Origin of the sequence: Neochlamydia sp. EPS4 (assembly GCF_000813665.1) — a bacterium.
Taxonomy (GTDB): domain Bacteria; phylum Chlamydiota; class Chlamydiia; order Chlamydiales; family Parachlamydiaceae; genus Neochlamydia.
Genome location: NZ_JSDQ01000050.1, coordinates 13,051 through 26,967, shown reverse-complemented (window position 1 = coordinate 26,967; position 13,917 = coordinate 13,051). Strand labels below are relative to the sequence as shown.

At 37.7% G+C, this 13,917-nt stretch carries 12 protein-coding genes; 2 read left to right on the top strand and 10 right to left on the bottom strand.

The window, feature by feature from the left end; translation table 11 throughout:
* Positions 1 to 8: 8 nt before the first annotated feature.
* Together recN and rnhC are read right to left on the bottom strand one after the other, a co-directional pair.
* On the bottom strand, positions 9 to 1,622 hold the full coding sequence (gene recN / locus DB42_RS05160; protein ID WP_044882023.1) for a DNA repair protein RecN: 1,614 nt from the start codon (positions 1,620 to 1,622) through the stop codon (positions 9 to 11).
* Between the two features lie 446 nt (positions 1,623 to 2,068).
* On the bottom strand, positions 2,069 to 2,983 hold the full coding sequence (rnhC, locus tag DB42_RS05155; protein WP_044882022.1) for a ribonuclease HIII: 915 nt from the start codon (positions 2,981 to 2,983) through the stop codon (positions 2,069 to 2,071).
* A gap of 101 nt (positions 2,984 to 3,084) precedes the next feature.
* Between rnhC and DB42_RS05150 the strand changes: the two genes are divergently transcribed.
* Both DB42_RS05150 and DB42_RS05145 read left to right on the top strand, forming a co-directional pair.
* Entirely contained in the window at positions 3,085 to 3,495 is a 411-nt protein-coding gene (locus DB42_RS05150; protein WP_039385455.1) for a RodZ family helix-turn-helix domain-containing protein, read from the top strand.
* A gap of 2 nt (positions 3,496 to 3,497) precedes the next feature.
* Positions 3,498 to 4,730, top strand: coding sequence for a DUF368 domain-containing protein (locus DB42_RS05145; protein WP_044882021.1), 1,233 nt, complete (start codon positions 3,498 to 3,500; stop codon positions 4,728 to 4,730).
* 255 nt (positions 4,731 to 4,985) lie between these two features.
* Here DB42_RS05145 and truA read toward each other — a convergent pair whose 3' ends face one another.
* The 8 genes from truA to DB42_RS05100 all read right to left on the bottom strand — a co-directional run bounded on the left by truA (position 4,986) and on the right by DB42_RS05100 (position 13,467).
* The gene (gene truA / locus DB42_RS05140; RefSeq protein ID WP_044882020.1) at positions 4,986 to 5,732 is read right to left on the bottom strand and encodes a tRNA pseudouridine(38-40) synthase TruA; all 747 of its coding nucleotides are present in this window, start codon (positions 5,730 to 5,732) and stop codon (positions 4,986 to 4,988) included.
* A 28-nt stretch (positions 5,733 to 5,760) separates the two neighbouring features.
* Positions 5,761 to 6,360, bottom strand: coding sequence for a MarC family protein (locus DB42_RS05135; protein ID WP_042241866.1), 600 nt, complete (start codon positions 6,358 to 6,360; stop codon positions 5,761 to 5,763).
* Positions 6,361 to 6,370: 10 nt separating this feature from the next.
* The gene (locus DB42_RS05130; RefSeq protein ID WP_044882019.1) at positions 6,371 to 6,970 is read right to left on the bottom strand and encodes a MarC family protein; all 600 of its coding nucleotides are present in this window, start codon (positions 6,968 to 6,970) and stop codon (positions 6,371 to 6,373) included.
* A gap of 618 nt (positions 6,971 to 7,588) precedes the next feature.
* Positions 7,589 to 9,010: a DUF4116 domain-containing protein gene (locus tag DB42_RS05125; protein WP_044882018.1), complete on the bottom strand. Its 1,422-nt coding sequence runs from the start codon at positions 9,008 to 9,010 to the stop codon at positions 7,589 to 7,591.
* Between the two features lie 386 nt (positions 9,011 to 9,396).
* Positions 9,397 to 10,401: a hypothetical protein gene (locus tag DB42_RS05115; RefSeq protein WP_044882016.1), complete on the bottom strand. Its 1,005-nt coding sequence runs from the start codon at positions 10,399 to 10,401 to the stop codon at positions 9,397 to 9,399.
* A gap of 281 nt (positions 10,402 to 10,682) precedes the next feature.
* The gene (locus DB42_RS05110; RefSeq protein ID WP_044882015.1) at positions 10,683 to 11,711 is read right to left on the bottom strand and encodes a hypothetical protein; all 1,029 of its coding nucleotides are present in this window, start codon (positions 11,709 to 11,711) and stop codon (positions 10,683 to 10,685) included.
* Positions 11,712 to 11,737: 26 nt separating this feature from the next.
* Positions 11,738 to 12,901, bottom strand: coding sequence for a hypothetical protein (locus tag DB42_RS05105; protein WP_044882014.1), 1,164 nt, complete (start codon positions 12,899 to 12,901; stop codon positions 11,738 to 11,740).
* A gap of 14 nt (positions 12,902 to 12,915) precedes the next feature.
* On the bottom strand, positions 12,916 to 13,467 hold the full coding sequence (locus DB42_RS05100) for a hypothetical protein (RefSeq protein ID WP_042241884.1): 552 nt from the start codon (positions 13,465 to 13,467) through the stop codon (positions 12,916 to 12,918).
* Positions 13,468 to 13,917 lie beyond the last annotated feature (450 nt).

Below are 13,917 nucleotides of genomic sequence, written 5' to 3'. Positions count from 1 at the left end.
TTCAAAGCTTAGGTGGCCTTACCTGTCATTCGTGCAAGTTCTTGCTTGCGGGTAGAAGCATCTAATAAATTGACAAAGGTTACTGTCCGATCTCCTACCACCTTTTTAGAGATTTGAAGGTGATAATCAGCATGTTGAGCGACCTGAGGAAAATGAGTAATGCATAATACCTGCAGGTCTTTGCCAATGGCTTTAAGTTTTTCTCCCACGATTGCTGCTGTTGCGCCTCCAATGTTTGAATCCACTTCATCAAATATCAACGTAGGGATACGTTGTTTATCACTTAAAACAGTTTGCAAAGAGAGCATGACCCGAGATAGCTCTCCGCCGCTTGCACAGTCTTTGATAGGAATACGACGTTCTCCAAGATTCGGAAGCAGGAAAAATTCTATTTTATCATCTCCATAACGGTTTCTCTTAGAAGGATGGATATCTATTTGAAAATCTACCTTTGGCATATTCAAAGAACATAACTCCTTTTTCAAAGCAGCAGCTAACCTTACCGCAGCCTTTCGACGGCTATCCGATAATTGCGAAGCTCTCTGATTATTTTTCGTTTTAGCAAGTTCAAGTTTGTCTTTTAGCTCTTCAATTCTATTATCCGCATTTTCTAAAACTTGCAATTTTTTTTTACTTTCCTCTGCAAAGCTTTGCATGTCTTCTACAGTAGGCCCGTATTTCTTCTTCAAACGGGTAATTAATTTTAAGCGTTCATTTATCTCGGAGGTACGCACAGGGTTATATTCTAAGCGCGATTGGTAAAGAGTTAATGCGCTTGCTACTTCTTGGAGCTCTAAAACGGCATTATGGAAAGCTTCAGAAAGGTCTTTTAAGGCAGGATCAAGGCTTGCTAAATAGCCTACAACATGCTGTTGACGATTCAAATGAGGGAGTAGGGCCGCTTTTTCACCATCCAATACTTGGCAGACCTCCTGCACTTTTGTACCCAATTCTTCTGCATGCGTTAAAAGGGTGTATTCGCTAAAGAGTTCCTCCTCTTCTCCTACCTTTAAATGAGCTTCTTCTAATTCTTCAAGTACCATATGGCAGACTTCCATTTCGCGCAATCTTTGAGCTTCGTTATTTATTAATTGCTCTAATTCATTTTGCAAGGCATTTTCTTCTTCCCAGCTAGCTGAAAAGGCTGCCACTTCCTCTTTAATATTACCGAAAAGGTCGAGTAGCTCACGATGGCGATCTAAAGAAAGTAAATCTTGATTAGCATGTTGCCCAACGAGATGAATCAAATGGGTAGATAGAGCACGTAACAAGCTTAACTGCGCTAGCTGATGATTTATGAAAGCACGACTTTTACCGGTAGCAAAAATCTCGCGACGTATATAAAGCTCTGCACCCTCTTCTCTATCAATTCCGCTTAATTCCAGTAAATTCTCTACTTCTACCAAGCCTTTTATATCAAAAACAGCCTCCACAACACCTTTATCAGCGCCTTTACGAATTATCCCTGTTTCTGCTCGCTCTCCCGCAGTTAAGCGAATAGCGTTCATGATCGCAGACTTTCCTGATCCCGTTTCACCCGATAAAACGTTAAAGCCCTCGGCAAAATCTATTTCTGCAGATTCAATAAGTATGATATTTTTAATGCGTAATTGCTTTAGCATAGGTGATATCCTGCGGATAAAAAAATAAATCCACATACGTTTAAGCTGCCCATCATTTCTTTTTTAGCTCTCCCCGATTTTTTAATTTTTATTAGACTTAATTGAAATTAATTTTTAAAAACACACTTTTTAGTGCCGGCTTACTCTTTCCGTATCAAAAAAAGCCTACTTTCATCATCTGGAGTAAGAGATACCTATGATAAAAAACAGGGCTTATTTTCTTTATCTAAAACCATCTTCTATAAAGAATTGTCTACCCTTTAGATTCAACACCTTTTATACATTCTTTAAAGCTTAGAAGCTATCCCTTTTTACCCTTTAATTTTTTAGGCAAAAAGAAATCGACAAGTAAAAGTTAGGGCATTAACAAATATATTTATTCCTGTAGTAAGAAAAGCTCTCCCCTCTTCGTAGCCTTTAGCTTTTTTAACTTCTCTATGGCTTACTTAATTTTTCATAATAGCATCTAGAGTCTTAAAGTGTAATTTAGCCACATGTTCTAACACTTCGCTGCCGTAAGTTTGTACAAGCTTTTTTCCTATCTCAATTGTTTTCATAGATGCTCCTTTAGGAATCTCTATCTTATATTTTTCAGATAATTGATCAAGAGCTTCCACAAATGTTTGGCGGGCAAGTATGGAAGCAGCAGCCACTACTAAATCTTCTTCTCCTCGGTACCTTTGTGTGAGGTTAATCTCCATTTTTTTTCGCTGTAAGGCTCTAATGACCACTCGTTCATCTGCAAACTGATCGATAATTACATTTTGACAACCGGTCCTATTTGCAAGCTGCTCAATAGAGGTAGCGTGTCCCCAAGCTAAAAGATGATTGAGATTTTTAAACTGGATCATCAATTCATTATATTTAGCCGGGTTTATCCTCACTATATGATGCGCATATTCGGCGCGAATCTTATTGCCAATTTTTATAATGGATTGATCGCTTAAAGACTTAGAATCTTTAACCCCTAAGGTTTTTAGATGATGGATAGCGTGGCCTTCAGCTTGCACTCCAGCGATACATAAAGGTCCAAAAAAATCTCCCTTACCTGATTCATCAATTCCTATACGAGCCGTTATATCGATCTCTAGATGCGCGTAACTAAACTTAAAATCCCCCAGAATGTGAGGCTCTAGATAAAATTCCATAAAGGAGGCCATTTCTTTCCCTTGAACCATTAATTTGCCTGATTGGTAAAGGGTGCAACTGATCCCTTTCTTTTTGGCAGAAAATAGAGTATAAAGAGGCTTTGTTATCTCAAAACCCTGATTTATAAGATCTTGCATTAGCTTATCGGCTATTTTTATGTCTAATTGGGTGACAAAGGTAGTGGACTTGCCAGAGGGAGATGAATCGGTCATGCATTAACTTGAGTTATTATTAATTTTATAGTATAAAAGGTAGTTTTGATAACTGTCAACATAAGGAGAAGGTTGATCTTGTAAAGATCGTTACCTAACATATGAAAATCCGAGAAGAATCTATTCAAATGGGTGAAATTTTTAAGCAGCGCCGTAAGGAGCTTAACCTCTCTCTCAAAGAAATTGAGAATGCGACCTCTATTCGCATATCCCATCTTCAAGCTATTGAAGAGGGGGAAATTGATAAACTTAATTCCCCTGTTTATGCTCAAGGATTCATTCGTCAATATGCAGCTTTTCTAGGCATCGATGGGGAAAAAATTGTTCGAGAGAATCCAGCCATCTTCTCGCGTCCAGAAGCGCAAGAATTTGCTTATGGAATAGGAACGCTTGAAGTCCGTGGAAATCCAGGAGCGGGAGTCAAATGGTTTCCTAATGCCATCTGGATAAGTGCTTTTATTTTGCTCATCATTACGGCTTGGTTCACGGCACGGTACTTTGGAGTCATCTAATCATGTCCATATTGCTGCTTAAGCCTTCTCATAAGCTGCCTTTAGCAGCAGCAAGAGGTTGGCTATGCTTAATTTGCTTGGGACTATGCATGGGAACAGCAGACATTATTCCTGGCATTTCTGGAGGTACCATTGCCTTCATCATGGGTTTCTACGAAGATTTTCTTTATAGTTTAAAAACTCTTAATCGCTTAGCATTTAAAACGTTATTAAAAGGTCATTTTCGAAAATTTTTTAATCTTATTGCTTGGAAATTTTTGTTAGGATTGTTAATAGGCATTATCCTAGCTATGCTCTGCTTAGCGCACCTAGTTTCCTACCTTTTAAATCATGAAACTTATCGTTCCTTACTCTATGCCACTTTTTTTGGATTGATTATTGCTGCCACCTTACTATGTATGGGTCAAGTCAAGCGTTGGACCCTGCCATTAATCTTCTTATTTGCAAGCAGTGCTAGCCTAGCTTTTTTTCTAACTCAATCATCTTCCATGATATCTTCATCAAATGCTGATGACCTTTATGATATCAAAATTGATAATATCGTTTCTGATAAGCCTTTGCGCAATTATGATTTTTCTACCCACACGTTAAAAGCAGTTCCTGCCTCAATGCTCTCCGCCATGCTAGCTAAAGAGGCGATTCCACCTACAACGCTTGCCTACAGCTATAAGCTTGCCACTTGGGGGCCCCTAGAATTTTTTCTCCCCAATAGTAAGAGTAAAAGTTTGGACCCATGGATTATCTTCTGCGGAGCTTTGGCTGTGTGTGCCATGATTCTGCCGGGAATATCAGGAAGCTATCTTTTATCTATTCTAGGCATGTATACCCTTGCGGTAGGAGCTTTAGCAGATTTTTCTAGTAGCTTAAAAAATGGGCATTTTGATCAACCCTCGTTTCTTATTTTAGCCAACTTATTATTAGGTATTTTTTTAGGCGCCCTTTTTTTCTCACGCTTTATAAGCTGGATTTTAGATAAGCACCATGATTTAGCTATCGCTTCCTTAACAGGCTTTATGATTGGCGCCATAAAAGCAGTATGGCCTTTTTGGAGTTATCAATATGCTCTTTTACCTCTCCATCTTGAAAAAGGTGCTCAGCTAGAGACCCTTGAGCCTATCCTACCCCCATGGACTTCTTATGAAACATGGCTGGCCTTAGGACTTACTGTCTGTGGAGCCCTCTTAGTTTTTGGCCTGCATATTGCAGCCAAAAGTTTACAAAAAAGGTCTGCTTGATTAGCTGAGCTATAAAGCTTGCGAGAATGTGAATAGACAATTTTAAGTAAACAAGCCGTTTTAAGTAGATGAATAGTTTCCCGCTTTTTTCACAAGCAGTTATGTAAGATAAGACGGTAAAGAAGCAAAAGTCTGTCCTTCAAAAGGAAATTATCCCTTCAGCAACCTACCCCTCCTTAAAGGCCTATTTTTTTAAATATAATCCTATAAAACACGGCCTGAAAAGCCTAGAAATATCTTTAATCTTTATGCAGGCTAATATTTGACTTGGTGGAGGCAAAGACCATGAGCCGGGGCAGTAATGCCAGCTAGTCTTCGATCACGATTTGCTAATATAGCAGGTATCTGTGACCCTAGCATTTTTCCCATGCCTACATAGGCTAAGGTGCCTACTATATTGCGTACCATTTTATATAAAAAGCTTTGACCTGCTACCTTAAATAGCAGCCGATCAGGAAATATTTCCTGAATCTCTATCCTATCCACCTGGCGCACAAAGCTAGCATAATGTACATGCTTTTTAAAGTTACAAAACGCGGAAAAATCTTTTTTTCCTACCAATAATTTTGCAGCCGCTTTCATTTCGGCAAGCTTAGACAAACGAGGGCAATGCCAAGAGTAAAGCCTATTTTGAGGCATTTGCACGGCTCCCCTGCAGATGAAATAGTGGTATTCTTTCTGAATACAATCTAAAGTAGGATGAAAATTTTGAGGGGCTTCTTGAGCTTCTAGGACTACAAGGGAGGGCGGTAAAAGCTGATTTAAGCTAATCTTAAAGCTTTTGTAATTTAAAAGCTCTTTGTTGGTAAAAAAATTGATGACTTGCCTATGAGCATGAACACCTGCATCCGTACGGCTAGCAGCTTGCAAAGTGACGGGATGCTGAAGAACTCTTTCAAGGACTTTTTCTAAAGAAGCTTCAATAGTGGGTCCTGGAGAGGTTTTTTGCCATCCTAAATAGTTTGTGCCATCATAAGCAATTTGTAGCTTAATATTTTTCATTAAACCTCTCGGCTTATTGCCCGTGCTTCTAAGAAAAAAGAGCTATAAATTCTTGGATTCCTTCTAGGCATCTTTGCACAGCTAACATGACGAGCAGCATTCCAGTCAACCTCTCAGCTGCCATTAATCCATTATATCCTAAAGCGCGCTGCAATTGGCGAGCGAATAGCAAAACAAAGGTGGAAACTACCCAGGCTATTAATATGGCAATTAGCATCTTGGGTTGACTAGACTCTAGATGAGCTAGCATAAGGATAGTAGCTAGCAATGAAGGTCCAGCAATTAGAGGAACAGCTAAAGGTATGACAAAGGGTTCACCTTTGGGCCAATTTGCCCGCAAACTATTGGAGGCAGGAAATAAAATTTTAATCGCTGTTAAAAATAAAATGATGGATGAGGCCATTTGAACAGTCGGATTATCCAACTGTAGAATGTGAAGAATAAATTCTCCTAAAAAATTAAACACGAGCATAAATGCTAGAGCAATCAGCATTTCTCTAGCCACTAACCATCTTACTCTTTTAGATGGCAGCTCATCTACCATCTGTAAAAATGTAGAAATATTGCCGATAGGATCCATGATCAAAAAAAGAATCATTGTCATCGTGAACAAAGGAATTTCTATCATATTTCACTTCTTATGAATGTTTATAGTGTTCTATAAATAATTTAAGGCCCGTAAGTACCATACCCGCAGACATCATAGCTAAAAGCATACCCATTAACTGCTCTAAAGCCACCAGCCCCCTTTTACCTAGAAGCTTGTGTAAGTAAGGAGCTACTGCAATAATAAGGAGCACAAAGATCCAAGCTAAAAGAAGCGCTAGTGTTATCTTTATATTATTACCTTCTTGCCGAGAAAATAGCATGATAATCGCCATCAATCCAGGCCCCGATAGTATAGGGGTAGCGATAGGCACAATAAAAGGTTCTTGCTTTCGTTGATTTGCAGATTTAGTGGAAGGCGCTGTGGAAAAGATCATTCGTAATGCAACCAAAAATAGCAAAATGCCTCCGGTTATGCTAACAGCAAAATCATGCACAAAAAGGACACCTAAAAAAATTTCTCCCAAATACTGAAAGAAGATAGCAATAAGAAAAGCTATTAGGCCTTCGCGCATTAATATTTTTTTTTGATGCTCGAATTCAAAATCCTTAACTAGCGCTAGAATAGTTGGCGAATTTCCAATAGGATTGGTAACTAAAAAAAAAGTTAAAGCTATTTGAAATAAAGACACAGGATGAACCTATCATTTAACAAACGTGCTATAATAGGCTTTTAGGAAATTAAATACAACTTGCTCATTTTCATTCAGCTTTTTTAGTTCTTATCTAAATGAGTTTAAATAATTAGATCCCGAGAGAGCTACGTGCAAGTTAATTATTTCTCTTCAAACTAAATTTTAATGCTACGCAAGGTTAACCTTTAAATTTTCTTTCTCAGGCCTACTCTACCCAGAAATTTATAGTCTATCGTTTCAGCTTTATAATTCGCTGAAAGACTGCAAATAAAATAAAAACCCTCTTATCTTTTAATATTTTTTTATCCTTTAAAAATGCTTAAACCTTTAATACCTGCCTACCTACTCAATGCGGTAGCCTTGCTATGTATATCGATAAAGGATAAACAGCGACTTAAAAAAATATAAAAATTGTAAATTTTACATAGACTTACTCTTGAAAAGGCGCTTTATAGTTTATCGACTTTTTTAAATAAAGATCGGCTCTATAGAAGCTTCAAAACGATCAAAATTGGTCGAGACAATGAAAGCTTTTCTTATCCTACGCTTGGCTAGACCCAATAATATATCAAAGGGAAAAATTAAATTTTTTTAGATTTAATTATTTATGAGCATTTAACTTCTAGACAATTCGATAAGCTCCATATCCTTTTGAAGCTTATGGCTAGCATACTTAATAGACTGGCTAGAATGCTTAACGGCAGCAAGAACAACCTCCTTATCGCTCCTAAGAGCGGGGCTAGCATATTGAAGAGCCCAGCCAAATTTCTGGACGATAAGGAGTACTAATTCTTTATTATTTTGAAGCTCTGGACTAGCATACTTAAGTGCTAATCCATTTTGCATAGCGGCAGCCAAGATAACGTCCGCATCGTTTCTCAGCTCTTCGCTGGCAAACTCAAGTGCTAATCCATTTCTGTGTACAACACCCTGTACTAATTCTTTATCGTTTTGGAGTTCTTGGCTTGCATACTTAAGCGCCAAACCATTCTGTAAAGCAGCTGCCAATACTAGGCTCTTATCATTCTGAAAATCTTCACTGAGATACTCTAGCATCAAGCCATTATGTTGAAGAGTAGCAAGAATGAAATCTTTATCTTTTTGTAGCTTTTGGCTAGCAAATTTAAGCGCTGCGCCATCATTCCTCGCCGCCACAAACACCACTTCTTTATCATTTTTAAGCTTTTGACTAGCATATTCAAGAGCCAAGCCATTTTGCTCTACAGCAAGAAGAACTATTTCTTTATTGTTTTTAAGTTCGGCGCTAGCATGCTCAAGAGCCCAGCCATCTTGCAAAACAGCCGCCTCCACCACTGCCTTGTCATTCTGGAGTTTTCTGCTTGCAAACCTTAGCACCCAGCCATTTTTCTGGACAAGTGCATGGATTAGGCCCTTATTACTTTTAAGCTCTTTGCTAGCATATTTAAGCGCCCAGCCATTTTGCTCTACAGCAGCTACCATAATTTCATGATCTTTTTTTAATTCTTTGCTAGCGCTTGCGAATGCTAAACCATCTTTTTTAACAGCAGAAAGCACGACCTCTTGATCATTATTTAGCTGTGGGCTAGCATACTTAAGAGCCAGGCCATTGCGTTGGACAGCGGCAAGAACAATTTCTCTATTGTTTCTAAGCTCTTGGGAGGCATATTTAAGGGCTAAGCCATCCTGCCTGACAGCTTCAAGGACTACCTCTTTATCATTTTTAAGTCGTTCGCTAGCAAAATAAAGTTTACGGCCTCTTTTGCGCACTGAGGCAAGGATAAACTTTTTATCATGGAAAGATCGAGGCGTAAAGTCTTCCATCCCAATGAAAATATTTCCTAAGATGGGAATCAGTAAGATCAGACAACGTCTAAAGCTTTTCTTGTTAAGATGGGTATAATAGCGACTTTTTGATATACTTTCTTTGTTTTTAAAAGGTAAGCAAACACATTTTTGAAAAATATCCATTAAATTAGTTAAAGTACTAATTAAGGGTAGATAGTCTGCTGTATTATCTATGAAAACACCTACGTTTGAAAATGTATCTATTTTCATAGCAAACCTTAAAATTTAGTCTATCTAAGACTATAGAATAAATTCATTTTTTGATCTTTAGAAAAAGCTATTTACGCAAAAAACATCCCATTCAGTAGGAGGTATAATTGCATGAGAAGTTCTCCCCTTGGAAAACAGAAAGAAAGAGAGAGTCAATTCAAAATCCCTCTTTCCTTTAATGCTTTTATTAAACATGAAAAAATTCTTTTATTTTCTTTGGCTAGAGCAAACACTTTAATGAATAAAGTTCGGAAGATTGATGAACAAGGCCTAGCAAGGATTTGCAAGCCCAAGCAAGGGTGTTCATGATAGAAGAAAAGTCATTTATCATTCTTATGTAATAATGACAAATGACTTGGAAAAAAACTAAAATGCATTAAAACAGGCTATTTTTTTACTTTAATATATTTTTTGAAAACTCCTGACATTTCTTTACCAAGGGCTTTGACGGTAGATTTTTTCAACTTCTCTTGAAGAGGATTTTGTAAGCAGAGTTGGGTAATCGATTTCTTCTTTAATTTTCCCTTTTTGATATAACCTGAGTGAATGATTTTACTCGCATATCCTGCAATATCGCGACGATTTAAGGAGACTAATACGCAATTATTTTTACATTTTGCAGCTATTTCTGATTGGCGTCTATTTAACTTAGGAAAATCAGGCTGCCCAGAATTAAAGTAAATATGAAAGGCTAGCATATGGTCAGGAACATCTGTATTTAACTGGTCTGGAGTTATTTTATGGATCATGACCCGACCTAATTGCTTTTTCATCTCCTTTTCAATTTTTCTTACCCTTTCGTGAAGAGCTTTTTCACGAATAATAACGATCGTATACTCTACGCGATTTTTTTCTTTTATTTTAGTCTCTTTAGATTGCTCAGCAGATTCAATAGAAGAAGCTTGGTACTCGGCAGATGAGAGGTCATTGTTAAGCTTAATCTTTTCCTTCTTTTTCGCTTGTTGAGTGCTTTCAAGCTCTTTCTGCGCCAGAGCAAGCGAATCGCCGTTTTCTGGGCCATTAATTTTAAGGCCTAAGTTATTTATAACTAGCTGCTTTTTCTTATTTTTGCGTGGTTTACCCCTAGCTGCAAAAATTGCTGCTTCTACAAAACCTACAGCACTCCCTAAGGCTGGCACAAACTGGGCAGCTGCCATTAAATTATGAAACCGAATAGCAGATTTCATTTTTTTCTTTTCGTTTAGCTCATTTTTATCTAAACGTTTAATCTTACTAAGAAGCTGCCTGGATTTAAGGTAATGCAACACTCCCCCTACTAGAGGAATAACTCTTATAAATTCACTACCGACAGCACCGCAAATGCGAGGAATGTATATTCTTTCGTAATCTATCCGTTTTTCTAAACATGTAACATTGTTGCCTATTGACATAGCTACTCCTTAAAGGTTGTTATAAATAATTTTCTTTATAAAAAAATTTGATTTATATCAAACACTTTTTAAGTTGTATCTAGATAAAATTATAAAAAAAATTAACAAGCTGAAAAAAATTTAAAAATTTTATTTCTTTAGACTAGAGGGTATATTAGAAAGAGAAACCTTTTTATAAGGTCCCTCAAATTAACCTGCGCGAGCATTAAGCTAGATAAAGATCCACGGATAAAAAAAAGAAATTAGCAAGAAACGGTGCTTTTACAGCACCGTTAGCAAGATTAAACAGCTGCAGCTCTCTTCACTGATTCAGTATGAGTACGTGCTAGCTCATTCATAATCGCAAATAATTGCTGACTAGATTGATGAATTTTTTCTATGCTTCGATCACGGTCATGGCGAGTCTGTTTTAACTTCTCCCCTTCATGATCATGTTCGGTACGAGCAGCCATTTTTTTCTCAGATTCAATGTCCCCAATTTTGCTAGTAGCATGTCCAAATGAACTTATTCCCTGCGAAGTTTGTCCTAAATTTGTTAAGACTTTACCAAGCATCGAAGTGTCTCCTAGTATTTGACCCCCTAAAGGAGCAAAGGAAAGAGCAGCTCCTGTCCCTTGTAGAAACACGGAAACATAGGTCCAAGCACGCCCACCTTCAAATGTTTTCACTCTTTTTTTCACATTTACTTCTAGATGCTTAAATAAATCATCGATCTCTTTCTTGTTGTAACGATGACCAAGGGATCCTAACAAAATGGAAATTTTGCACATCATTTCCATCATGGCTTTCATATTGCCGCCATTAGCATTTTGTAGCTCTAGTTCATAAGCAACAAGCGTATCTTCAATTTCTTTAATACGGTGAGCTTCGATATCCTCTTTTTTGTTAATTTTAGCAGGAGCTAGCTCACTAGTCGGCTCGATTGTCAAGGGGGCTGTTATCGAGGCGTTTTTAATGTTAGCTAGTTTGTTTTTTCCAAAAAAGTTAAATGCCTTATCTTTCCAGCTAACTAAGGTTTCTTTATTAAAAAGTTGCCAAAAACTTTTTTTATTTCTTTTTAAAATTGCTTCCTTTTGCTTAGCTTTTTGCATTTCAGCTATTTTTGGATTAGCTTCTTGTTCTGATTCAATAAAAAAATCTTTAGCAGCGTAAATAGGGAGGGGGAAATCTTTGCAAGATGCGACTGAGCTAGAGTAACGCTCGGTAGCTTGAATGGCATCGCTAGCTTTAAAATCTAACGGATAGTCTTCACTTAATGGGCCGCGAGGCGCATAAGAGGAATAGTTTTCTTTTATTGCATCTTCACGCATAATTAATTCTCCTCAAAAATTATTATTTATTTACCATACTGGGCAGAAAGAAGTCCACTTCCCATTTCCGCATGGCTTATCAAAGAACCCAGCGCTTTTTTAATCTCTTGAACATCCACTTTAAGTTGAAATTGGTATTCATCGCGTTGGGAGGATTTTGCTAGCATCTCACCTTGAAGTTTATTTAATTTATTTTTAGTGTCACCTTTTAACCAAGTATTAAAGGTTTGGCCTGCTCCTGCCATACCATTAAAAACTCCTGTTACAATTAAAAGGGGTGCGGCAGCACCACCTGTAGCTATTGTAGCTGCAGCTGCCACTACCATAGCAGCAGAGGCTATCCCCCCTAGGGCTTGCGTGACCGTTAATCCCACGCTAACTTTTTCTAAAACACCAGCGCGTTTACCTATCAGAGCAAGTTCAGCTTGAATTTGCATACGTTCGGCGTGCAGCGCTTTTAAGTCTTGCTGCCTGTGAAGAATTTGCTGATTGATTAGCGTAGCCTGCTCTTGGCGCAGCTCCCCTTGCTTAACTAATATGGCTAACATAGCTTTTAGAGGATCCATAACGGTGATATCTAAATATTTAAAATCTTCATCGATCTCTTTAGGAGAACGGCGTACCAGAGGCTTAGCTTGTGAAGAATACTCACGCTCAATGATTTTTTCAGCGGGCTTACTGCCTTTTGAGCTTCCGATAAAAAAACTCCATTTTTCTTTAATCCAGTCACCTAGCTGGTATAAAAAGCCTTTCTTTTGTTTTCCTAAAGCTTCTATTTTAATCGTTTCAGGTTGCTTATGAATAGCGGATGGTCTATTTTTTAATTCCTCAAGTGCGCAGGCTTGGGTAGTCGACTCAAGTGAAATCTTCATTTTTTGCTGAGCTTCTACTAATACAGGTACAGAAGCCTTTTTTTGCTGAGCTCCTAGATAACTCATTAAAGTATTTCGCAGATTCTCCATCCAGGCAAAGGCACTTTTATTTTTCTTTCCGTGAAGTTGTTCATTTTGCACCGCTTGAGTAGCAACTTCAATAGGTTTTAAAGAAGTAATCGAACTTGCATACAGAGAAGGCTGAACCTCAGCAGGTGCAGAACCTTGCCTTTTCAAGTAACTGCTGCCATGCGTTTCGGCATTTGTATTTAATTCCCAAGTCCTTTCCAAACTTGAGTTAAGTTTATCTAACGGCATATGATCCTCCTCAATTAACGGCCCATGATAGCACGCGCTTTGCTCATCTTATCGTCATGGATAGGCTTTAAGATAGCGCGAGCCATTTGGTAAGATTCATAACGTTCATTAATTAGTCGATTGACAGTCTGCATTTGCATATCATTTTTAGTATTATAATCGTCAATGGTCATCCGGATATTATCAATTAACCTATCACGTTGATCTTTCGTATAGATCATTTTACCGTTTTTAATAGAGCCTTCCTGAATATCAATCCCTAATTTCTCTCTAGCGTCTTTCAAATGGTGAGTTAAGTCATGCGAGGTATCAAAAGATAATTCACTGCGATCAGTAGTCTGGCTGTTAATCAGCTTTAATACCTTATGCATCTGTACCACTTCTTCCTGGCGTTTTTTCAATTCTTGAAATTCATCATTGCTTTTTTGCTGGAGTTGATTAAGTCGTTCGGTGAGCAGAAGAAACACGAGCTGTTCTAGTTCCATTTCTGTCGTCTCTTTGGAATCTTCGCTTTTAACTGCATTTAAAGCCTTCGTCCTCGACACTTCACTATTAAAACTTGTCATCACTTTTCTCCTTGAAAGATATGCCTAAACAAAACCTGCCCTAAATAAACCGGTTAATGTTTAATATTACATTTTAATTAAAAACAAAAACGTCATAAATTCCGATTGTATCATCAAACTCCCAATTAAAGCAATTTTTTTTAAGTTATGCAGTTATTCTTTTTACTGCCGCTATCTAAAATTATCCCCTCTGCCATTAGAAGATGACAGGCAAGATAATAAAAAGCTTAAAGTGTTCAAAAGGAAAAACTTTTTTAATATCTAAAGTTAACTGTAGCTTGCCAATCTCTTAGAATGGTTTATTACATCCCATCTGCTTTGAACTTACCAGCTATCGAATAGATTTTATAATGCAAATATTTAAAGACTTCGCTACACTTTTGGCAACCCTAAAAAAATACACCGCGCCTTTTAGATTATAAGCGGCCAAATTGCCAAGCTGAATAGATG

Excerpts from the sequence above, each read along its gene's own strand:
- recN (WP_044882023.1), bottom strand. The coding sequence starts at position 1,622 with ATGCTAAAGCAATTACGCATTAAAAATATCATACTTATTGAATCTGCA.
- rnhC (WP_044882022.1), bottom strand. The coding sequence starts at position 2,983 with ATGACCGATTCATCTCCCTCTGGCAAGTCCACTACCTTTGTCACCCAA.
- DB42_RS05150 (WP_039385455.1), top strand. The coding sequence starts at position 3,085 with ATGAAAATCCGAGAAGAATCTATTCAAATGGGTGAAATTTTTAAGCAG.
- DB42_RS05145 (WP_044882021.1), top strand. The coding sequence starts at position 3,498 with ATGTCCATATTGCTGCTTAAGCCTTCTCATAAGCTGCCTTTAGCAGCA.
- truA (WP_044882020.1), bottom strand. The coding sequence starts at position 5,732 with ATGAAAAATATTAAGCTACAAATTGCTTATGATGGCACAAACTATTTA.
- DB42_RS05135 (WP_042241866.1), bottom strand. The coding sequence starts at position 6,360 with ATGATAGAAATTCCTTTGTTCACGATGACAATGATTCTTTTTTTGATC.
- DB42_RS05125 (WP_044882018.1), bottom strand. The coding sequence starts at position 9,010 with ATGAAAATAGATACATTTTCAAACGTAGGTGTTTTCATAGATAATACA.
- DB42_RS05115 (WP_044882016.1), bottom strand. The coding sequence starts at position 10,401 with ATGTCAATAGGCAACAATGTTACATGTTTAGAAAAACGGATAGATTAC.
- DB42_RS05110 (WP_044882015.1), bottom strand. The coding sequence starts at position 11,711 with ATGCGTGAAGATGCAATAAAAGAAAACTATTCCTCTTATGCGCCTCGC.
- DB42_RS05105 (WP_044882014.1), bottom strand. The coding sequence starts at position 12,901 with ATGCCGTTAGATAAACTTAACTCAAGTTTGGAAAGGACTTGGGAATTA.
- DB42_RS05100 (WP_042241884.1), bottom strand. The coding sequence starts at position 13,467 with ATGACAAGTTTTAATAGTGAAGTGTCGAGGACGAAGGCTTTAAATGCA.